The organism is Exiguobacterium sp. K1 (genome assembly GCF_033721435.1).
GTDB classification, from domain to species: Bacteria; Bacillota; Bacilli; order Exiguobacteriales; family Exiguobacteriaceae; genus Exiguobacterium_A; species Exiguobacterium_A artemiae.
The window spans coordinates 193,982-214,482 of sequence record NZ_JAOTIT010000002.1 but is presented as its reverse complement, the minus strand read 5'-3'; the positions used below and the strand labels follow the sequence as shown (position 1 = coordinate 214,482).

The window sequence follows — 20,501 nt, the reverse complement described above, 5'->3', positions numbered from 1 at the left end:
AAAATAGAAGTTTCTTAAAAAAGATTGACTTTATAAAATAAAACGTGGTATATTAAATTTTGTCATGAATCGGGGATGATCACTCATGTGAGAATCCATCACAAAAATACACAATTTAATAATCAGGTCAGGATTTTTAGACCTTACTGACAAATGAGTCAGACATAAGTCATCGCTTTTATTTTGTCCTTCTTCTGTTGAACGAGAAGAAGTTGACCCAGCAAGATAAACCTTCCATTCGATACTTTTCAGCTCATTTCCGAGCGAAATTCTAAAAATCCCAGTAAATACGCAACCCAACGCGTAACTTGATTCTTGCTAAAACGCTTGATTCAGCTGGCGCGGCCAAGGAGCCGTAACAACGAAAGAGAGGTAGGGCTTTCGTCGTTTCAGGTGTTTTGATCACCTGTATCCTCGATTCTCATGACACCTAAAAAACAGACACGCTGAAAAGGCGTTTTTTTTATGCCTTTTTTTAAAATTAATATACAAATGAATCTTAACATTCTTTACGTAAAGACGAATGATTATTTTTTGTAAGCGTTAACAATTAATTCTTTTACGAATATTAGTGTCTTTTTTTACATAAAATATACACTATTCATGAATTAATCTGATAATATAAAGAAGTGTCAGAAAATTCATAGGGGGTCAACATCATGAAGAACGTCAGTACGTTTGGGAAGTGGGCATTGGTCGGAGCATTAACAGCAGGAATTCTTCCACAAGCAGGCATTACGGTCGGGGCAGAAGGCGAAGGCGTCATCTTGTCCGAGTACATAGAGGGGTCAAGCAACAACAAAGCGATTGAAATTTATAATGGTTCGGGTCAAATCATTAATCTTTCAGATTACACGCTTGTTCAATATACGAATGGTGGACCGACAGAGTCAAAAATTACCCTGTCCGGAACGCTTGAGCCGGGGAAAACATTTGTCATCGCCAATTCAAGTGCAAACGCAGACATTAAAGGAAAAGCCCAACAAACAACAGGTTCACTCAACTTTAACGGAAACGATCCGGTTGCCTTGAAAAAGGGTGATGTCGTCCTTGATATCATCGGTCCGGTCGGCTCCAGTGCTGATTTCGCGAAAGATACGACACTTGTCCGGAACTCAAACGTAACAGCCGGTTCGAAAACATACGAACCGTCACAATGGACAAGCTTCCCGGTCGACACGTTAACAAATCTCGGGACGCACGCTGCTGAAGCCGGAGACATTTTAGTCGCACCGACGGCATCACCGGTCGGAGAAGTCGATCGCGGCGATCAAGTGACGTTAAACGGAGAAGGTACGATTCATTATACCGTTGACGGATCAACACCGACTGCTGAGAGTCCGGTCTACTCGGGTCCGATTACAATTAATGAAGAAATGACGATTCAGGCAGTAGCTGTCAAAGACGGAAAAACGTCTGCTGTTTCGACATTCAAATACTACATCGCACCTCCTATCACGAAAATCAGCAGCATTCAAGGAGTCGCACATACATCACCATACGCGGATCAACTCGTCCGGACGACGGGTGTCGTCACCTATGTCGTCGATGCCAACAACTTTTACATGCAGGATCCGAATCCGGATAACAACAGCAAGACCTCTGAAGGGGTTCTGGTCTACGCGAAAAATCACGGTGCAGCAGTCGGACAGACCGTTGCAACGACGGGGTATGTCAAAGAATGGTTGCTTGGCGGATACAGCGACAAGTTTGATACGGATCTCGCGGTTACGGAAATCAGTACAGTCAATCTCGTAAAAGGTGCATTGAATACAGGATTGCCGGCAAGTATCGTTCTTGGGGAAAACGGTGTCCTGATTCCGACGCAAGTCATCGACAACGATTCATTTGCTGAATTTGATCCGGCTGAAGATGCGATTGATTTATACGAAAGTGTTGAAGGCATGCGTGTTGCGCTTCCAAATGCCATCGTCACGGGACCACAGGCCAACCGGACGATTCCGGTCCGGACGCAAACAGCGGATAAAGTCTATACGAAACGCGGTACACCAATCCTGACAGCGGATAATGCCAACCCGGAGCGACTGTTTGTTGAGATGGGCAGCAGCTCGTACCGTGCGAAATCAGGGGACCGTTTCGAAGGAACAATCGAAGGTGTCATGAGCTATAACTATTCGGCATATAAAGTGCTCGCGAAAGCAGCGGATCTGCCGAAGTTGATTACGAGTGAAGTTGATCGTCAACCGACGAACATTGAAACGGGCGATTCGCGTCTGACGGTTGCTTCATACAACGTGGAAAACTTTGCTTCGACGGCAGATGCCGGAAAAGTCGACCGTGTATCGGAAGGCATCGCGACATTCCTGAAAACACCGGATATCGTCGGTTTGACAGAAATGCAGGATAACGATGGGGCGACAGACAGCGGTACGGTCGATGCATCGAAATCATTTGAGACATTGATTGCAGCGATTGAAGCGAAAACAGGTGTCCGTTATGCGTATACGGATATCGCGCCGGAAGACAAAAAAGACGGCGGACAACCGGGCGGAAATATCCGTGTCGGTTTCTTATACAACCCGGCCCGTGTTTCCCTTGCACCAGGTGAAAAAGGAACAGCGACGGAAGCCGTTGCCGTTGAAAACGGTAAGTTGACGAGCAACCCTGGTCGGATTCAGCCGAACGATCCAAACTTCGCAAGCTCACGGAAACCACTCGTCGGAGAATTCATCTTCAAAGGCGAATCGTATCATGTTATCGTCAACCACTTTAACTCAAAAGGTGGCGACGGAGCGGACTTCGGGAAAAATCAACCGGTCGTTCGTAAGAGTGAAGTCCAGCGTCATGCGATTGCACAGATCGTCCAAAACTTCGTTAATGAACTTGAAACAGAAGTCAAAGATTCGAACGTCGTCGTACTGGGTGACTTAAACGACTTCCAGTTCTCGAAAACACTCGACATCTTAAAAGGCGACAATCTCTGGAATACAGTTGATGATCTTCCGAAATCGGAACGTTATTCTTACGTCTATAACGGAAACGCACAGGTGCTCGACCATGTCCTGATTTCGAAAAACCTGAAGCCGTATACATCTTCTGATATCGTCAACATCAACTCGGATTATATGGAAGCAGACGGCAGCGCAAGTGACCACGATCCAGCCATCATCTCGATTCAAGGAATGGAAAGCGCCGTTGCAGTCAACGGTAAAGCAGAAATCGGAAAATGGCGTGCCGTTCAAAAAGGAAAGCATATCTTCATCGAGCGTCAACTCGCCGGTAAATGGGACAAGGCAAGCGAAACACATGCCGATCAGCAAGGAGATTTACTTGAACTGCGTGTTTCTCAAGGTCGTCCGTACATCCAGGTGAAAACGAAAAAAGGCAAAACGATTTGGCTTGAACTATCGAACGGTTATAAATTAAAAGAAACAACAAAATACTAAACGACTGTATCGAAAAAGCGGACTTAATTGTCCGCTTTTTTGTGTGTTCGAATAAAGAGAGAGAAGAAGGACAACAGACTAATCGAGAGGGTAAGCAGTAGCGCGAGGTTTAATGGGACGACACGGAACATATACGTAAAATGAATGATGATTAATAACAGGATAATCGCAAGGCCAGGAAGAAATTGTTTGCGTAACAGATGACCGACACCGGGGACAAGCAATTCGAAACCGAACCGTTGACTGATATGGACTTCTTCATGCGCATTGGCGAGACTAAATGAGACAGTCAACAAAACTAAAATGAGCCATCCGGAAAACAGATATTGTTGAATCGGTAAAAATGTAATCGATTCATAGATAAAATAAAGTAGAATCATGGCATACTCCTTTGGAAGTAGATATTATATAGAATTCCCTTATTTTTTCCTTACGAATTCTAATGATAGCGAGGGTTTTCGGGAACGGCAACAACATTTAAAAGGAATGAAAATAAAAGAATGTTCACACATTTTAACAACAGGGGAAAAATAGTTTATTTTATGTATGATAATGGTGTGAGAATGTGATGGATAAAGACATCAGACCTTTTTTACACAAGAGGCATTAGATGTGTCGAAGGTGTGAAGTAAAATGCTGAATCATGTGATTTCACTTGAAACGACAGCTTAGACTGTTCGAACGGGCGGGTTTCTTTTAAAATTAAGTCAATGGAAGAAGCGAGGAGGCAAACGAATGAAAAAGTGGTTAGTACTTGGAATAGCAGCTGTCGCTTTCTTTAGTTATGAGAACATGCCGATGGAACAAGCAGAAGCGGATTATCCGAAAAGCGGCGGAACGCTGATTGATCGATATACGAGTGAATACCCTGGTTATGACTGGGAAGTGAGGCGGACGGCGACGGAGGAATTCGTAGCGTTGACGAAAGATGGTAAGGATTATGGAAAGTACCGTTCGAAAAACGGTGTGACGACACAAGGAGCCGTTTTAAACAAAGATACGGAAGCTACCCTTGCGAAAAAAGGCTGGAAAGCTGTCAAGTCGTACCGGAAAGGGAATACGAACTATCTGCTGAACCTCGATCATGCCGCGGTCTATGAAAAAAATGACCGGTACGTGACGTATTTCTTTGATCAGCACGACGGCAACAAAGTTAAAGCGACACTCGCAATCCCAAAAGAAGTCGAAGCGAAAAAAATCGGATTTTACGGCAAAGCGTCAAGTGCATTGCGAACGACGGATGAGAAGCTGATGTTGCGTCTGATGAACTGGGACCGGGCCGATTATAAGCTCGGAGCGCTTGCGCCGTATAATGCACTTAAACCCGTCACACGGGCGCACAGTGAGAACATGGCGAAAAACAATTTCTTCTCTCATACCGATCCGGAAGGACGTGACCCGTTTGACCGGATGAAAGAAAACGGAATTCGCTTCTCGGCAGCCGGAGAAAACCTGTCGATGGGCTATCCGAATGTCTTTGCAGCGCACTGGGGCTTGATGAACTCAAAAGGGCACCGTGATAACATCATGAACAAGGACTTTAAACAGGCGGATACCGGTGTGGCATTCCGTGACAATGCACCGTACTTTACGATTAATTTCCGGACACCGTAAAAACAAGGAATAGTACGTATGACCTCGATTTTGCGAAAGCAGGATTGAGGTTTTTTTTGATGGGAAGAATTCTGTTTTCTGTCCGTTCGCTTTTCTCGAGGGAGAAGTCGTGACGTCCGAAACAGTTGTTCAATCAAAAAAACTCCTGAAGCGTCTCCGCCCTTGAAACAAGGAGGAGTGATCAGGAGGTTCGTTCGGCATATTTCCGTTCAGCATATTAATGAAGCGAGCGGACAACTTCGATTATTTTGCCCAGTCCGGTTTACTGAATCCTTTAAATGATTTTTCGATGACGTTGTTAAAGTCATCCGATTTGACGACAGCCGTCAAATCTTTCGCCAGTTGTTTATCGGCATTCGATGTTTTAATGGCGACCAGATTCCGGTACTGCTCGTCCATTTTCTCAAGTGCCAGTGCATCCAGTAAATCAAATTTCGCGGCTAACGCAAAGTTTCCCGGAACGGCAGAGATGTCGACACTTTCAATGGCACGCGGCAGTTGGGCGGCTTCGAGCGGTTTGATGACCAGTTTCTTCGGATTCTTGACGATATCTTTTTCAGAGACCGTCAGTGGGTCCGTGTCGGCTTTCAATTCAATCCAACCTTGGTCAGCCAGCAGATTCAGTGCCCGGGCCTGGTTCGTCGGATCGTTTGGTGTCGCGACTTCCGCCCCCGTCTTGACGTCAGCCAGCGATTTGTAGGATTTGCTGTATAATCCCATCGGCGCCGTCGGGACAGTAATCAGTCCTTTGAGATCGAGGTTCTTTTCCTTGGCAAACGTCTTCAGGTAAATCGAGTGTTGGAACAAGTTAGCGTCAATATCGCCACTGCCGAGCGCGATGTTCGGTTGAATATAATCGCCGAACTCGACGATTTCAACGTCGTAGCCTTTCTTTTCAAGCCCGGGTTGAATCGCTTCTTTGACCATGTCGCTGTAAGGACCGCTCGTCGCCCCGATTTTGATCGATTTATTTTCTTCTTCGGCACTGCTGTCACCGCAACCGGCAAGAATTCCGGCTCCGAGTAGTCCTGTTGCTAAAAAGGCATAACGTTTTTTCATATTCATTCTCTCCCTTACGATTCTCTATTTTTGGTTAACGTTTATCAGCACGACGGGCCAGAACATTGCCAAGCCCTTGAATACTTTGAACAATGATGACGAGGACGACAATTGTCACGATCATGACGACATTATCGTACCGGTAATAGCCAAAGCGGATGGCCAGGTCACCGACGCCGCCACCACCGACGATACCGGCCATGGCGGAAAACCCGATCAGGCTGATGGTCGTCAAAGTGACGGCTTGAATGATGCCGGGAAGGGCCTCCGGTAAGAGTGCACTGATGATGATCCGAAACGGTGTCGCGCCACACGCTTCTGCTGCTTCAATCAATCCCGGTGGAATCTCGCGAAGCGATGTTTCGACCAGTCGGGCGAGAAACGGAATGGCGGCGACACTCAGACTGACGGAAGCTGCTGTCGGTCCAATCGTGTTATCGAGTAATAATTGTGTCAGCGGAATTAACGCGACGAGCAGAATGATGAACGGTAACGAACGGACAATATTAACGAAAAAGTCCAAGATGCTGCGAACGACGACGTTCTGGAAAAACAATCCCCGGTCCGTGATGAATAGCAGAATCCCGAGTGGAATGCCGATGATGAGGGCGAAGCCAAGTGAGATTCCGACCATCAAAGCCGTTTCCGCTAACGCTTTCGTAAGATCCGGTAACATGATTTCAATCCGTTCAAGCCACATCCTGAATCACCTCAAGCGTATGGAGTTGTTCTTCGAGCCACGTCAGGGCCCGGTTCACGTGAAGGGTCGGACCGGTCAGGCTGACGATCAGCACTCCGAATGCGACGTTTTGAATATAATCGACCTTACCGTGGAGAATGCTGACGGAAATATCAAACTGTTTGATTGCTTCCGACAACGTACTTTCACCGGTTTTCTCACCCGTGAATTGCAGGCGGATGATTTTCCCCGGTGTCGTCCGCAAAATCCGTTCCGGTAACTCGATCTGGAGTGCCGTATCGACATAATGTTTCGTGACATCATGTGCCGGCTGACTGAACAGGTCGTATGTACGGGCGACTTCAACGACTTCACCTTGCGCCATGACGGCAACCCGGTGACAAATCTGTTTGACGACATCGATTTCATGGGTAATGAGAATGATCGTCAGGCCAAGCCGTTCATTCAAGTCTTTCAGCAGTTCGAGAATTTGTAGCGTCGTGACCGGGTCAAGAGCGGACGTGGCTTCGTCACATAACAGAACGCTCGGGTTATTCGCCAGGGCGCGGGCAATCCCGACCCGTTGCTTTTGACCGCCGCTGAGCTGACTCGGGAAATTCGTCTCGAAGCCTTCGAGTCCGACCAGGGAGACGAGCTCTTTGATCCGTTGCGGGAAGTCAGTCCGTTTGACGCCGGCAGCCTTTAAGGCAAAGGCGATATTATCGGCGACGTTCCGGGATTGAATCAGTTGGAAATGTTGAAAAATCATCCCGATGTTCAAACGCAGTTCGCGTAAGCTGCCTTTGGAGAGGCCGGACAGATTAGTGCCCGATACTTTAACCGTTCCTTGTGTCGGTGTCTCCAGTCCGTTGATCAGACGGAGCAGGGTGCTTTTTCCGGCACCGGATTCACCGATGATGCCAAAGATTTCACCTTGCTGAATCGTTAAATTGACGTCACGTAAGGCAAAAATGGGTGTCCGGTCACGAACGAACCGTTTAGTGATCCCTTTAAATTCAATCATCTGTCGTTTCCTCCCTATACAAAAAAATCGCCTTTTTCCAGTTAAGAGCAACCAGAAAAAAGCGACGAAGTGAAAATTTCGTAACTTATCTCTCAGAATGAAACATTCTGTAGGATGTGGCACCGTTCCTTAAAGGTGGTTGCCGGACGTCGTTGGGCCTAATCCCTCGGTCGCTCTCGATAAGTAGATATGCTGTTGGGACTTACTGTAACGGAAATCATTCCCATTTGTCAAACGTTTTTTCAGAATTATTCCGCAACGGTCTGGCGAAACAGATTCAATTGACCAATCCGTTCGGTTGCTTCGACGAGTCGTTCGGCGTCAGCAATCAGGCTGATCCGGACGTAACCTTCCCCGTATTCGCCAAAGAAATGTCCCGGTGTAACGGCGACATGCGCTTCGTCGAGCAGGTGATCGGTAAAGCTTTGGGACGTGTAGCCGGACGGGACCGGCAACCAGACGAAGAACGAACCGCCCGGGATCGGTCCGTCCCAACCGATTTCCTGTAACTTGCCGAACAAGGCATCACGCCGGGCTTCATACAGAGCGCTCAGTTCGCGGACACACGTCTGATCGCTTGAAAGAGCGACGGTTGCTGCCTGTTGAATCGGTGTGAAAGCACTGACGTATAAGTGTTCCTGGTACGTCTCGATACTTGCGATGACGGACGGATTCCCGATGGCGAAGGCGATTCGGAAACCGGACATGTTAAAACGTTTCGATAATGAAAACAGTTCGATTCCGACGCCTTTTGCGCCTTCCGTCTGGAGGAAACTGCGGGTCGGACCGTCGAAGCTGATTCCGCCGTAGGCGAGGTCGTGGACGACGCAAATGTCGTTCGCATCAGCAAAGGAAACCGTTTGCTCGAAGGCTTCCGCTGTCGCCGTCGCTCCGGTCGGATTGCTCGGGTAGTTGAGGAACAACATCCGGGCCCGTTCGACATCTGTCGTATCAAGTAACGTGTAGTCAGGTAAAAAGGCATTTTCCGCAAGGAGCGGCAATGTTATCGGGTAAGCTCCGGCAAGGGCGGCGCCGGATAAGTAATCCGGGTATCCGGGATCAGGAACAATGACACCTTCACCGGGATTGACGATCGTTTGCGGTAAAGCGACGATACCGGCTTTGCTGCCGAGCAGAATGGCGACTTCAGAGGCCGGATCGATGTTTACGCCAAACTCTGACTGATAAAAATCCGCGACAGCCTGTTTGAGGAAATCGTGTCCGCGAAACGGCGGGTACTGGAGGTTTGAAGCGTCATTGATTGCCTCTTTCAAGGCATCCAGAATATGTACAGGTGTCGTCTGATCGGGTGTTCCCTGACCAAGCGTGATGACGTCATGGCCGGCAGCCTTGACGGCACCGATCCGCTGGGCGAGCTCGGCGAAGACCGGAGCGGGTAACCGATCAATCGCAATCGATGGGGCGAAATGTTTCATCTGTCTTCCTCCTTGTTGGGTATTGTCGTCAAGGATAACGAATTTTCAGAAAAAAGAAAAGAGTTTTTTAATAATTGCTGATAATTGGGAAAAAGAACCGATGGCTTTCGTGTTTTTGATACACTAAACTAGAATACGATTGAATCACAAAGGAGATGATGGGATGAATCGGGCCTGGTGGAAAGAAGCCGTTGTCTATCAAGTGTATTGGCGCAGTTTTAAAGATTCGAACGGAGACGGGATGGGCGATTTACGCGGAGTAATTGAAAAACTCGATTACATCGCTTCCCTGGGTGTCGATATCATCTGGTTAAATCCCTGTTATACATCACCGGATGTCGATAACGGATACGACATTTCGGATTATTACTCGATTATGCCGAAGGCGGGAACGATGTCGGATTTGGAAGAACTGATTGCGTCCACCCATGAACGGGGATTGAAACTGATCCTTGATTTGGTAGTCAATCATACGAGTGATCAACATACGTGGTTTAAAGAATCCCGCAGCAGTCGGACAAACGAGAAAGCCGATTGGTACATTTGGCGGGACGGGGTCAAAGGAACACCGCCGAACAATTGGCGGTCGTATTTTGCGCCGAGCCCTTGGACGTGGGATGAGACACGCCAGCAGTATTACTTCCATTCCTTTGCATCGGAGCAACCGGACTTGAACTGGGAACATCCTGCAGTCCGGCAGGCTGTGTATACGATGATGCGGTGGTGGGCCGAGAAAGGAATCGACGGCTTTAGGATGGATGTCATCAACCTGATCAAGAAACGGGCGACGTATGATGATGTCGCAGATCCTCTGAATTTATCCTACTTAGGGAACCAGCCGGGCATTCATGAATTCTTGCAGGAGATGCACCAGGAAGTACTGGCGGGAACCGATCTCTTTACCGTCGGTGAGATTCCGTTCGTCGGCCCGGAAGACGGGTTACTGTATGTCGGTGAGGAACGGAATGAGTTGCGGACGCTGTTTCACTTCGAAGTCGCGGATGACATGGAGACGATGGATTTACCGCGCTTCAAACAAATCCAGAAGCGTTGGTACGAAGCGCTTTATCCGAGCGGAGTCGCGTCACAGTTTTTGAATAACCATGACCACACCCGTCAGGTGACCCGGTTCGGAAGCGAACGGTATCGTGTCGAAAGTGCCAAGCTACTGGGCTTGATGCTGCACACGTTACCGGGCATCCCGTACATTTATCAAGGGGAAGAAATCGGCATGACCGGCATTCGTTTTTCTGATCCCGAGTCTTATCAGGACGTCGCATTTCGGAATCAATACGCCGAACGGATTGCCGCCGGCGAATCACCCGGAACCGTCCTGTCCTCGATGCAGTTGCGGGCGCGAGATAATTCACGGACACCGATGCAGTGGAATACCGGCAAAGCAGCCGGATTCACCGCAGCGACGCCATGGATGACGGTCAATCCGAACTACCGTGACATCAACGTCGAAACAGCGGAACAGGATCCGCATTCCGTGCTGGTGTTTTACCGGCAACTGATTGATTTACGGAAGACTCATCCGGTCATGGTTTACGGAGGTTATCGTGATCTGGCGATTCAGGATCCGTACCTGTATGTCTATGAACGGGTCCTGGGCGGAGTGGTTTGGCGGATCGTCTTGAACGTCCATGATGAACCGGTGACGACGACGTTTGGTTTACCGGAAGAACAGTTGATTCTGACGAATTATGAGACCGCGGACATCAATCGATTGGCACCGTACGAAGCCCGATTGTACCAATATGAGATGCCTTAACTGGCGGCGACGGTCAACAGAAAAAATCCGGACATCTTCTACTCTTCATTTCTAAATGAGGAGCAGGAAATGTCCGGATTTTTTTGAACCAGCTGATTTTTTTACGTATAGCCGTTGCGCTTTTTCGAGGATAAGAGCTGTTCGAACCGGTCGACTGCCTGGCGCATATCGAAGCTTGGTGCGACGACGAGCGGTCCGTGACCGACTGCCAGGACGTCCGGTGTCAATTCCGTCAACTGATGCGCCGATTGGAGGGCGACTTCCTTATCCCAGGTCGCAAGCGACGGGAAGGGGAACTGCCAACGCGTGTCCCCCGAAACCGCCAGACCACCCTGAGTTTGGAAAGCGTCACCGGCAATCAACGTCCGACTGCCTTCATGCCACAGGGAGATGGAACCCGGTGTGTGTCCCGGAGAAGCAATGACACTTAAACTGCCGATCTGTTGACCGCTTTCGAGCAGCCGGTCCGGACGGGTTTTGATGTTTTTTGGAATGCCGCCTTTCAGCGGTGTCGTCTCGCCTTCGCGCAACGACTCATCCCCGCTGAGGAGAGCCGCATCCCGGTAACTGATCGAGACTTCGGCAAGCGGGAAAGCACTTGCTAAAAAATCAAGGGATCCGACGTGATCGGCATGTGCATGAGTCAGGATGATGGATTGTAACGGTTTGTCAAACGACTTGATGACGGAATAAATCGCTTTGGCATTCAGTGAAATCCCCGTATCAATCAGGGTGAGGCTGTCCGCTTCTTCAAATAAGTAACAGTTGACCGGGAAGAAGGACGGCGTTGTTTGCAGTTGATGAAGTCGTTCGATCGTCGAAATATGCATCCGATTACACTCCCTCGTCATAATATACACTTCTGTTTTAGTATCGCCTGTTTTAGTACAGACGTCTACAAAAAAACTCCCTCTCGTGAGGGAGCAAAGGTGTTAATACGTCACTTCGAAAACGGCTCCGGCATGTTCGGAATCGTCCCCGTCTGCTGCTGTCGTGACCAGTAGACGGTCTTCGTACAGAATCGGACAAGTCGGGTTCGAAACCGGGAAATCGATCTGGGCAAGTTTTTCACCGGTTTCAAGATTCCAGCGTGTTAAGCATGATCCGGCATAATGGGCGATGAAGACATGACCTTCCGTGTCTTTGGTCATACCATCCGGGAAACCGTCTTCGTCCTCTAAGTCGATGGCCACCCGGCGGTTTGTCAACGGTTGATCCGCAGCATAGTCGAAGGCATAGACTTTTTTCGTCGGCGTATCGATGTGATAGAGTGTCTTACCGTCCTCGGACCAAACGAGTCCGTTCGAGTTCGTTAAGTTTTCGAGGAGGACATCGACGGAACCGTCATGACGCAGACGATAGAGGGAAGCGGTCTCGCCGTCCTCTTCATTGATACTTCCGGCCACATACTGACCCGATGGATCAAGTTTCCCGTCATTCATCCGGTCGGAGTCAGGAAGCGTCAATTGGGTTTCCAGTGAGAGGTGTCCTTCCTTTAAATCAAACGTTCCGAAACCATGTGCCGACGTGACACGAAGGAAATCCGGCGCATCCGTCAAAGCGATCGAGGTGATGGCACTTGGTACTTGGTACGGTTTTAAAGCCTCTGTCGTTAAGTCATATGAAAAAAGAAGCTTGCCCGGAATATCGACGAAATAAAATCGTTTGGTTTTAGCGTCATACACCGGTGATTCCCCGGTCTTACATGCAACATCAATAAAAAGTGAAACTGTCATCTGATTTCCCCCTACATCTACTATGATCTCTACTAATTACCCGTGAATGAACTCGAGGTGCAATTGAAACTTCACATCACTGCCGACCAGAACACCTCCGGCTTCGAGCGCGACGTTCCAGGTGAGATTGTAGTCTTCCCGTTTGATCTTCCCGTCGACTTCAAAACCGGAACGTGTATTACCCCAAGGATCAACACCGCTGCCTTCATACTCGACCTTAAACGTTTCTGTCCGCGTAACATCCTTAATCGTCAAATCACCGGTCACTTCATATTCGTCACCGGAGTGTTTTTTAAACGAAGTCACACGGTAAGTAATGTTCGGATACTGCTCGACATCGAAGAAATCAGCTGATTTCAAATGTGTATCGCGGTCCGCACTGCGTGTGTCTATCGTAGCGACCGGAATCGTTACGACAGCAGAAGCGTTTTCCAAATCATGTGCTTCTCCACTGACATCAAAGGTAAAGTCACGAAACTCTCCTTTAACCTTTGAAATCATCATGTGTTTGACTGAGAATGTGATGGAGCTGTGGTCCTGATCGAGTTGATACGTAGCCATATTCGGTTCCTCCTCATGTTCAAGTCACTTTTCGTCATGCCTTTTATTGTTCCTTTTTATCTCGATTCCAAAACATACAGCGGAAACAAAAATAAGTCTTGCACCGCATCCAAGCAGAGCAAGACTATCAACGATTCCAAGGAATCGATTAGCGGCTTTTTACCAGCAAGTTAACGGCTTCCTTAACCAATTCCTCCGTCTGTCCTTCGCCGGATTGTTCGGCTTCTTTGACACACTCGATCAGATTGGAGCTGACGACGACACCAATCGTCCGGTCAATGGCGGAGCGGGCAGCCGACAGTTGCGTGATGACATCACGGCAATCCTGTCCTTCTTCCATCATTCGCAAGATACCGCGAAGTTGTCCTTCGATCCGGCTGACCCGGTTCTTCATTTTACGATCGTAATCCATTCATTTTCCTCCATTCTAAGATGCAATCCGTCTGTTCGATACCTTTATGCTATGCCCATCACGGTATTGCTGTCAATCTAACCGCTTTTTTCAGCTATATTTTTTAGCGGAATAGGGAATATGGATGTGGTGGACAAAAAAATGAAATAAAGTGAAAAAACTAAAACGATTTTGCGTCAGCTTGCGTATACTATATGATAAGGCTGACTGATCACCAAGGAGGAGAAGGATGCATACTCAATCCGATGAATCGCTTTATCATCAGATGCGCAGTGGAGATGAACAAGCTCTCGAAGTACTGTATGACAAGTATGAAAGACTGTTGTTCTCATTCGCTCATCGCTTTACGAACAATGATCGTTTATCAGAAGAAGTCATCCAGGAAGTCTGGATGAAGATTTGGAACGGACGGGTCGATTTTAATACCGATAAAGGAAAGTTCTCCTCTTGGATATTAACGATTACCCGCAATGCAGCGCTCGACTGTCTGAGACGCGAGAAACGCCAACCGACGATTGAAGTCGAGGAGCGGGACGGCGGATATGATGAACCGGTCGAACGGACGGTCATGCAGCGGGAAACGGCGACGGAAGTCCGCGATGCCGTCAATGAACTGAAACCCGATCAACAAGAGTTAATTGAACTCGTTTATTTTAAAGGCCTGACACAACAACAAATTTCAGATCAGCTTAATTTACCGCTTGGAACGGTGAAAACCAGAATAAGGAGTGCTATCCAGGCACTCCGAAAATTACTAGACGGGAGGGAACGTTGATGGAAGAACGTTGTCATGATTTAATCGATTACTTCAACGGAACATTATCAGCTGCCGATCGCGACGCGTTCGAGGCACACTTGGCGACTTGTGATGACTGCAAACAGGCGCTCCAAGAGATGCAAGACTTGATGCTGCCCATCGCGGAATCACTTCCGGAACGACCGATACCAAACGGCATGAAGTCAAGAATTCTCGGTGAAGTCCTTGGATCGACGAAACAAGGACAAAAACCGGTGCAAGCAGCAGTTGAAAAACCGGCTGTAGAGGAGACGCACTTGTCTGACCTCGACGCAGTACGATCGAAGAAAGAGAAAAAACGGTCTGTGCCGCTCGGATGGTTGATGAGTATCGCAGCCGCCTTGATCCTGTCACTTGGTGCCAACGCCTACTTCTTGTCGCAAGACGAGTCTTCTCCGGCGGAAGAGTTTGCGATGGACGAAGTCAAAGGAATGGGCAACTTTGAAAGTACGGCCTCAATTAAGGGGTCAAGCATGATTTTTACAAAAGATGATCAGGAATTCATGCTTGTCCAACTGAAAGATTTACCGCCGCTGAAGAAGGGTGAGTTGTATCAACTTTGGACGATTCAAGGTGATACGCCTCGTGCGAACGGGGTCATCGAACAGGACGGGGAAGCGGCAGCTGTCTTCCCGATCAAAGGAGACGGAACAATTGATGCGGTCGCCATCACAGTCGAACCTGAACCGGATTTAGAAAAACCGACCGGCGAAGTCGTGGCTTCCGTCGCGTTATAACAATCAGTGAATGAGAGATAACAGTAAGGGGATGCGATATCAACAGCATCCCTTTTTTTGTTCGTTTTTCGAGTATATCCGCCTCTTTTAGAAAAAAGCACACGCATTCTAATGAAATTTCTTCAGAAGACTGAAAAAATACCGGTAAGCAGACGATACTAATAGGAATGTCAGTCAAAAAAGAGAGGCACTTATCATGAATGAATGGATCACCTTAACGAAACATTACGAAGAGACATTGGTCATCCTATCGGTCATCGTGGCCATTGTCGGATCCTATGCCTCACTTGAATTAAATCGCCGGTTGGCAAAAGCCGTATCTTTAAAGAAAAGAGCATTGTTCGTCTCTTCCTTGACGATGGGATTATCCATTTGGGGTATGCACTTCGTTGGCATGGGGGCATTTGAGTTGGCGGTACCGGTCAAATACGACTGGGTGCTGATGTTCCTGTCAATCGTCCCCGCCGTGACGGCTGCCTGGATTGCCTTTTATCTCTTATATTATTCGGAGCTGACACGGAAAAAAGTCATCATTGCCGGAACGTTAATGGGGATGGGAATCGCCATGATGCATTATCTTGGTATGGTTGCGATGCAGTTCGATGGGGATGTCCGCTATGATGCGGCGTTATTCACGTTATCGATTGTGATTGCCATCACGGTCGCTTATGTCGCCCTCCTGTTGCTGTATATGACACGGCATGTCGATAAAAAACGAATTTTGATTCCCGTTGCCATCTTAATGGGGTTTGGTATTTCAACGATGCACTATGTCGGAATGCTCGGGACGACGTTTTGTGTTCCCGGTGCTTCGGGAGTGGACGTCTCAGCCAGCCCCGTCACATCAAATATCTTAAGCGACGTGGCAGTTCCGGTCTTTTTAATCGTTCTGTTGATCGTCGGGCTGTATATTCATCTTGAACGGCGGGCCTTACAGATGATGGCGTATACGGATCATTTGACCGGATTGCACAATCGCCGTTGGCTGGATCATCATATGTCAAAAGTCGACGGACAATACAGCCGGACGAAAAAGCGGATGACGATGGCGTTGCTCGATTTGGACGGGTACAAATGGATCAATGATACATTCGGCTTTGATCAGGGAGACATCGTCATTCGGCAATTCTCGGACCGGATCAAAGCGTTACTTCAAGAAGATGAAGCTTGTATCCGTTACAATGGAACCCAATTTTTCCTGATTCAAAACATCCATCCCGATCTGCTCGAAGAGGCCTTCACGGATGTCCTGGAAGCAATCCGGCAACCGATTTTTCTCGACGGGCAGGAGATTCATTTGACTGCGACCATCGGCATCATCGTTCCGAATATTACGGATACACTGGAAATGCGGATTGGTCAGATGGAAAGCGCCCTGCGTGCAGGGAAAAATGAAGGACGGGACCGTTTTGTCATCTACGATGAACTGCTCCATTCGGATCGCCGGGAACAACAAATCGTCGGTTCCCTCCGTCGGGCCATGACGGACTTTAAAGAGTTTAATCTCGTCTATCAACCGAAAATTGCGCTGGCAACAGGCAAGGTCGAGCAGGCAGAAGTCCTGATTCGCTGGAATCATCCGAAATTCGGTTTCATTTCACCGGCGGAATTCATTCCGCTCGCTGAAAAGTACAGTCTGATCCATCGGCTGACCCAGTGGGTACTGCAGGAAACTGTCAAGCAAATGGAAGTCTGGCGGGAAGAGGATCACTTCATCCGTCAAGTCTCCGTCAACCTGTCAGCGATGCATTTCCGGTCGGAATCGCATAATCTGATGATCAAGGAAATCGTTCATCATTCGTTGAAGGACGGCGGAGAATTACAACTTCAACTGGAAATTACGGAGACATCCGTCATGGAAAATCTGGAGCGGGCCTTATTGATGCTCGGAGAATTAAAGCAATTGAGTTTGACGATTGCGCTCGATGACTTCGGGACAGGACTGTCCTCGCTGACGCATTTAAAGCATTTACCGATCGATATATTGAAGATTGATAAATCATTCATTGATGAAGTACCGCATGATGAGCGGGGAACGGCGATTACCGAAATGATCATCCAGTTGGCGAAGAGTCTTGGGATTGAAGTGGTGGCGGAAGGCGTCGAGACGCTTGAGCAGCATGAATTCCTGAAACGACTCGGATGTGACTATGGGCAGGGCTATTATTACAGCCGTCCGGTCAAGGTCAAGGATCTCGACCAGCAGACGATTGAACGAACTGTCCTGGATGTGGGCTGACAGCACATCCGTTCAATCCAATCCGTGTCTTTTTACGTATACTGGATAAGCACACGAGGAATATGTGTGCGATCATGGGGGACGCAATGGCTTCGTGAACGAATTCCGGGCAGGAATTTGTTCGACTTGTGCAAGATGCAGACAGAATCGCCGTACATTTCGATGGTTGCTCAGCTCTCTACTCAATCCAGTACCTGTCTGTCCATCACACTACAAAGGCAGCTTTCCACAAGGGAAGCTGCCTTTTTTGTCGTCTTACCGGTTGGCTGTCAACTGGCAGCCGGTCTGATCGGTAACGAGGACGTTCGTATTGAAGTATTGACCATCACTTTTTAGAATCAATGATTTTTTCTCGGGATTGTAATCAAGCGTCATTTCCTGATCGAGAAAATGGCTCGACCACCGTTTAACGAGGACCGGTCCGACGTTTGAATCAATCGTCATATCTTCGTCCGCCGCCCCTTCGACGAGCCGGATGCTGAAGATACCGGAATTTCCGCAACCGCATCCTTCTGTATCGTAATAAAGATGCAATTGACCTTCCGTATCACCGCGTAACTGGTCGATTCGACCAAGCGCGGCTTCTGTAAATGTAATATGCATGACATTCACTCCTTTGATACCAGTATACGACGAACAGCAAAGAAAATAACGTTACTTGCTCAGTCGGACTTGACGGCGCATCCGGACGAGCAGGAAGACATATCCGGCAAGCAGGACGACGACGCTTCCGAGAACGACTGTATCAACAAGCCCGTTATCTGACTGGAAGTTAATTGCAATGTAAGCCCAGACGAAGACGAGCGGATAAATCGGATCGCGGTTAAAGAACATGAACAACAAGGCGAGAACTACACCAACACCAAGCATGATCATCGTCCAACCGGCATCGCCGATTCCAAGCCATGAGTTGATGTTTTCGGTATCGATGGTCAAGAAGATATTGGCAATCGTCGCAACCGATACCCAACCGAGGTAAAGCGAGAACGGCAATTTAAAGCGTAAGGCTTTTGTCTCGCGGTCGATTTTTGAGTAAATCACGATCAGTGAAACGAGAAGACCGACGATGACGACGACCGACAGCGGGAATAACTTGTATGAGAACGTAACAATCCAACCGGCATTGAACAGACAACTGATCAAGAACCACGGTCCGATTTTTTTTGCGATATCATGTTCCTTGAATTTCGGAATCGTCTGCATGATCAACCAGACGAGCAAAACAAGATAGATAAGTCCCCAAATTGAGAAAGCATAACCTGCGGGTTTGAAATAGGTCATGATCGTGTCCGAAATCCGTCCTGTCTTTCCACCGTCAAGCGCATTGACAGCGATCGTAAAAACAAAACCAAGCCAGTTGAGCCAAATCCATTTGTTTTTCAATACAAAAACCTCCTTTAATCTCTAAAGGAGGTTTACCCGGATATTTGACTCTTTAGACATCAGCGTCGGCTCGTCGGATTTAAGAACGACATGCCGATGGCCGGATTACCGGTATGTGAACCGAGAACAGGCGTTAAGTTATCGATGCGAACTGTGACATCGAACCGCTTTTCGAGATTCGTTTTCCACTCGAACGCCAAATCGTAGGCAGTTGCATGGAATAATGAAACATCAGTGACCGTTCCGCTCTCAAGCATTTCAACGAGATGGTCATAAATCTTCCCATGCGCTTTCTTGAACGTTCGAACCGTCTGATACGGTACGATTTTCCCTTCTTCGAAATGAAACAGAGGCCGCAATTGAAGTAAGTTACCGACAAACGCCTTCGTCGAGGAAATGCGTCCGCCTGCCTGCAGCTGATCGAGGTTCGCGACCGTGAACTCGATATGATGATCGAAGCGGCGCTTTAAAATATACTGCTCGATCTCTGTGACTGCCATTCCATCTGCTGCGAGCTGTATCGCTTCCGCAAGCAATTGACCCGCCGGATAGATACCGCAACGGGAATCGATGGCAATCAACCGGAAACCGGCAATCTCCGCACCTTGGACGGACGCATTATACGTACCGCTCAGTTCACTTGAAAGATGGATCGCAAAGCCGACATCATACTGTTCTTTTAACCGTTCGTAGTGTTCCGTGAACGTACCGATAGATGGTTGGCTTGTTGTAACCTTATGCTTCGCACCAATCCATTCATAGACGGTCTCAGCCTGGACATCGACGCCGTCCGTAAAACTTTCACCATCCTTCATGACGAGAAGAGGGACGACGGTCAAGTCTTCGTGCTGGGAAATCGAATCGGGCAAAATCGTCGTACTGTCTGTAATCCATGCAATCTTCATGGTGTTTCCTCCTTATTTTAGTACCTGGTATTAATTGTAGTTGTAAGCGTTATCGCTGTCAAATGAACCCTTAAATTTTTGAAACATTTTAGTTGATTAACTGGCCCAATACGCTATAATCGGTACGTGATTAGTAAACTTGAAGTCGTCTTATACTAAACTGTTATTTGGAAAGGAGGGCGCGGATTGCGGACGATCGGAAACAAAATCAAAAATCTGCGTCTTCAAAAAGGCTTGACGCAAGAGGAGCTTGGCGAACGGACGGATTTAAGTAAAGGATACATCTCGCAAATCGAACGTGAGATCAGTTCACCGTCGATTGAGACGCTGTTCAGTCTTCTGGAAGTACTCGGCATCTCGGCAAAGGATTTCTTTGATGAAGACACATTAAATCAAAAGGTCGTTTATTCGCAAAAAGATGTCACGCGTTATGAGGACCCGGAACAAGGGTATCATGTGACATGGCTGATTCCGGAATCAAATGAAAAGGAAATGGAGCCTGTCTTACTGCGATTGGCACCGGGCGGACACTTTAAAGCATACGAACCGTCCGGATCGGAAACGTTCGTCTATGTACTTGAAGGGGCGGTCACGTTGAAGCTTGGCCGGGAATCATTCGTGGCGACGCAAGGCGAGACGCTCTATTATAAAGCTTCAGAAATTCATCAGTTACGAAATGATTCAAAGGCGGAAACGAAAGTACTCGTGACGGCCACGGATTCGTACTTATAAGGAGGAA

General features: G+C 48.0%; 19 protein-coding genes and 1 riboswitch. Of the genes, 7 read left to right on the top strand and 12 right to left on the bottom strand.

The genetic code is table 11. The features are described 5' to 3' along the window. Positions 1-659: 659 nt before the first annotated feature. Complete coding sequence (locus tag N7U64_RS06410) at positions 660-3,407, top strand: chitobiase/beta-hexosaminidase C-terminal domain-containing protein (RefSeq protein WP_318928897.1); 2,748 nt, start codon at positions 660-662, stop codon at positions 3,405-3,407. 23 nt (positions 3,408-3,430) lie between these two features. On the opposite strand, the gene N7U64_RS06405 is transcribed toward N7U64_RS06410, so the two are convergent. Then, positions 3,431-3,787 (bottom strand): hypothetical protein, encoded by a 357-nt coding sequence (locus tag N7U64_RS06405; protein ID WP_318928896.1) that lies wholly within the window; start codon positions 3,785-3,787, stop codon positions 3,431-3,433. 355 nt (positions 3,788-4,142) lie between these two features. Here N7U64_RS06405 and N7U64_RS06400 point away from each other — a divergent pair, with 355 nt between their 5' ends. After that, positions 4,143-5,021 (top strand): CAP domain-containing protein, encoded by an 879-nt coding sequence (locus N7U64_RS06400; protein WP_318928895.1) that lies wholly within the window; start codon positions 4,143-4,145, stop codon positions 5,019-5,021. A gap of 243 nt (positions 5,022-5,264) precedes the next feature. Here the strand turns inward: N7U64_RS06400 and N7U64_RS06395 are convergent, their stop codons facing one another. From N7U64_RS06395 to N7U64_RS06380, 4 genes are all read right to left on the bottom strand, one after another. After that, on the bottom strand, positions 5,265-6,080 hold the full coding sequence (locus tag N7U64_RS06395; protein ID WP_318928894.1) for a MetQ/NlpA family ABC transporter substrate-binding protein: 816 nt from the start codon (positions 6,078-6,080) through the stop codon (positions 5,265-5,267). A gap of 34 nt (positions 6,081-6,114) precedes the next feature. Next, positions 6,115-6,780, bottom strand: a complete 666-nt coding sequence (locus N7U64_RS06390) for a methionine ABC transporter permease (protein ID WP_318928893.1) — start codon at positions 6,778-6,780, stop codon at positions 6,115-6,117. Further along, positions 6,770-7,783, bottom strand: coding sequence for a methionine ABC transporter ATP-binding protein (locus tag N7U64_RS06385; RefSeq protein ID WP_318928892.1), 1,014 nt, complete (start codon positions 7,781-7,783; stop codon positions 6,770-6,772). The genes N7U64_RS06390 and N7U64_RS06385 overlap by 11 nt, the downstream gene beginning before the upstream one ends. Positions 7,784-7,865: 82 nt before the next feature. After that, positions 7,866-7,969: riboswitch (SAM riboswitch) on the bottom strand. 62 nt (positions 7,970-8,031) lie between these two features. Continuing rightward, positions 8,032-9,219, bottom strand: coding sequence for an aminotransferase class I/II-fold pyridoxal phosphate-dependent enzyme (locus N7U64_RS06380; RefSeq protein WP_318928891.1), 1,188 nt, complete (start codon positions 9,217-9,219; stop codon positions 8,032-8,034). A 163-nt stretch (positions 9,220-9,382) separates the two neighbouring features. On the opposite strand from N7U64_RS06380, the gene N7U64_RS06375 reads away from it, so the two are divergent. Next, positions 9,383-10,993 carry an alpha-glucosidase gene (locus N7U64_RS06375; protein ID WP_318928890.1) on the top strand — a complete coding sequence of 537 codons (1,611 nt, stop codon included), beginning with the start codon at positions 9,383-9,385 and terminating at the stop codon, positions 10,991-10,993. A gap of 101 nt (positions 10,994-11,094) precedes the next feature. Here N7U64_RS06375 and N7U64_RS06370 read toward each other — a convergent pair whose 3' ends face one another. The 4 genes from N7U64_RS06370 to N7U64_RS06355 form a co-directional block, all read right to left on the bottom strand. Beyond that, positions 11,095-11,823 carry an MBL fold metallo-hydrolase gene (locus N7U64_RS06370; protein WP_188004712.1) on the bottom strand — a complete coding sequence of 243 codons (729 nt, stop codon included), beginning with the start codon at positions 11,821-11,823 and terminating at the stop codon, positions 11,095-11,097. Between the two features lie 102 nt (positions 11,824-11,925). Then, entirely contained in the window at positions 11,926-12,729 is an 804-nt protein-coding gene (locus N7U64_RS06365) for an SMP-30/gluconolactonase/LRE family protein (RefSeq protein ID WP_214767472.1), read from the bottom strand. A 36-nt stretch (positions 12,730-12,765) separates the two neighbouring features. Continuing rightward, the gene (locus N7U64_RS06360) at positions 12,766-13,290 is read right to left on the bottom strand and encodes a YceI family protein (RefSeq protein ID WP_131502291.1); all 525 of its coding nucleotides are present in this window, start codon (positions 13,288-13,290) and stop codon (positions 12,766-12,768) included. A gap of 148 nt (positions 13,291-13,438) precedes the next feature. Then, complete coding sequence (locus N7U64_RS06355; RefSeq protein WP_012371399.1) at positions 13,439-13,702, bottom strand: metal-sensitive transcriptional regulator; 264 nt, start codon at positions 13,700-13,702, stop codon at positions 13,439-13,441. Between the two features lie 229 nt (positions 13,703-13,931). On the opposite strand from N7U64_RS06355, the gene N7U64_RS06350 reads away from it, so the two are divergent. The 3 genes from N7U64_RS06350 (at position 13,932) to N7U64_RS06340 (ending at position 17,474) form a co-directional block, all read left to right on the top strand. Next, the gene (locus N7U64_RS06350) at positions 13,932-14,477 is read left to right on the top strand and encodes an RNA polymerase sigma factor (RefSeq protein ID WP_012371398.1); all 546 of its coding nucleotides are present in this window, start codon (positions 13,932-13,934) and stop codon (positions 14,475-14,477) included. Further along, the gene (locus tag N7U64_RS06345) at positions 14,477-15,235 is read left to right on the top strand and encodes an anti-sigma factor domain-containing protein (protein ID WP_214853266.1); all 759 of its coding nucleotides are present in this window, start codon (positions 14,477-14,479) and stop codon (positions 15,233-15,235) included. Before N7U64_RS06350 ends, N7U64_RS06345 begins: the two co-directional genes overlap by 1 nt. Before the next feature lie 196 nt (positions 15,236-15,431). Then, entirely contained in the window at positions 15,432-17,474 is a 2,043-nt protein-coding gene (locus tag N7U64_RS06340; protein WP_318928889.1) for a bifunctional diguanylate cyclase/phosphodiesterase, read from the top strand. A 255-nt stretch (positions 17,475-17,729) separates the two neighbouring features. On the opposite strand, the gene N7U64_RS06335 is transcribed toward N7U64_RS06340, so the two are convergent. The 3 genes from N7U64_RS06335 to N7U64_RS06325 are packed head-to-tail and all read right to left on the bottom strand — an operon-like array spanning position 17,730 to position 19,762. After that, positions 17,730-18,077 carry an iron-sulfur cluster biosynthesis family protein gene (locus N7U64_RS06335; protein WP_318928888.1) on the bottom strand — a complete coding sequence of 116 codons (348 nt, stop codon included), beginning with the start codon at positions 18,075-18,077 and terminating at the stop codon, positions 17,730-17,732. A gap of 51 nt (positions 18,078-18,128) precedes the next feature. Continuing rightward, positions 18,129-18,857 carry a TspO/MBR family protein gene (locus N7U64_RS06330; RefSeq protein WP_318094335.1) on the bottom strand — a complete coding sequence of 243 codons (729 nt, stop codon included), beginning with the start codon at positions 18,855-18,857 and terminating at the stop codon, positions 18,129-18,131. 59 nt (positions 18,858-18,916) lie between these two features. Continuing rightward, entirely contained in the window at positions 18,917-19,762 is an 846-nt protein-coding gene (locus N7U64_RS06325; RefSeq protein WP_318928887.1) for a DegV family protein, read from the bottom strand. A 186-nt stretch (positions 19,763-19,948) separates the two neighbouring features. Here N7U64_RS06325 and N7U64_RS06320 point away from each other — a divergent pair, with 186 nt between their 5' ends. Next, positions 19,949-20,494 carry a helix-turn-helix domain-containing protein gene (locus tag N7U64_RS06320; protein WP_012371392.1) on the top strand — a complete coding sequence of 182 codons (546 nt, stop codon included), beginning with the start codon at positions 19,949-19,951 and terminating at the stop codon, positions 20,492-20,494. The last annotated feature ends 7 nt before the right edge of the window (positions 20,495-20,501 follow it).

Bases quoted from the DNA above. Each gene is read 5' to 3' on its own strand.
- N7U64_RS06410 (WP_318928897.1), top strand. From the start codon at position 660: ATGAAGAACGTCAGTACGTTTGGGAAGTGGGCATTGGTCGGAGCATTA.
- N7U64_RS06405 (WP_318928896.1), bottom strand. From the start codon at position 3,787: ATGATTCTACTTTATTTTATCTATGAATCGATTACATTTTTACCGATT.
- N7U64_RS06400 (WP_318928895.1), top strand. From the start codon at position 4,143: ATGAAAAAGTGGTTAGTACTTGGAATAGCAGCTGTCGCTTTCTTTAGT.
- N7U64_RS06395 (WP_318928894.1), bottom strand. From the start codon at position 6,080: ATGAAAAAACGTTATGCCTTTTTAGCAACAGGACTACTCGGAGCCGGA.
- N7U64_RS06390 (WP_318928893.1), bottom strand. From the start codon at position 6,780: ATGTGGCTTGAACGGATTGAAATCATGTTACCGGATCTTACGAAAGCG.
- N7U64_RS06385 (WP_318928892.1), bottom strand. From the start codon at position 7,783: ATGATTGAATTTAAAGGGATCACTAAACGGTTCGTTCGTGACCGGACA.
- N7U64_RS06380 (WP_318928891.1), bottom strand. From the start codon at position 9,219: ATGAAACATTTCGCCCCATCGATTGCGATTGATCGGTTACCCGCTCCG.
- N7U64_RS06375 (WP_318928890.1), top strand. From the start codon at position 9,383: ATGAATCGGGCCTGGTGGAAAGAAGCCGTTGTCTATCAAGTGTATTGG.
- N7U64_RS06370 (WP_188004712.1), bottom strand. From the start codon at position 11,823: ATGCATATTTCGACGATCGAACGACTTCATCAACTGCAAACAACGCCG.
- N7U64_RS06365 (WP_214767472.1), bottom strand. From the start codon at position 12,729: ATGACAGTTTCACTTTTTATTGATGTTGCATGTAAGACCGGGGAATCA.
- N7U64_RS06360 (WP_131502291.1), bottom strand. From the start codon at position 13,290: ATGGCTACGTATCAACTCGATCAGGACCACAGCTCCATCACATTCTCA.
- N7U64_RS06355 (WP_012371399.1), bottom strand. From the start codon at position 13,702: ATGGATTACGATCGTAAAATGAAGAACCGGGTCAGCCGGATCGAAGGA.
- N7U64_RS06350 (WP_012371398.1), top strand. From the start codon at position 13,932: ATGCATACTCAATCCGATGAATCGCTTTATCATCAGATGCGCAGTGGA.
- N7U64_RS06345 (WP_214853266.1), top strand. From the start codon at position 14,477: ATGGAAGAACGTTGTCATGATTTAATCGATTACTTCAACGGAACATTA.
- N7U64_RS06340 (WP_318928889.1), top strand. From the start codon at position 15,432: ATGAATGAATGGATCACCTTAACGAAACATTACGAAGAGACATTGGTC.
- N7U64_RS06335 (WP_318928888.1), bottom strand. From the start codon at position 18,077: ATGCATATTACATTTACAGAAGCCGCGCTTGGTCGAATCGACCAGTTA.
- N7U64_RS06325 (WP_318928887.1), bottom strand. From the start codon at position 19,762: ATGAAGATTGCATGGATTACAGACAGTACGACGATTTTGCCCGATTCG.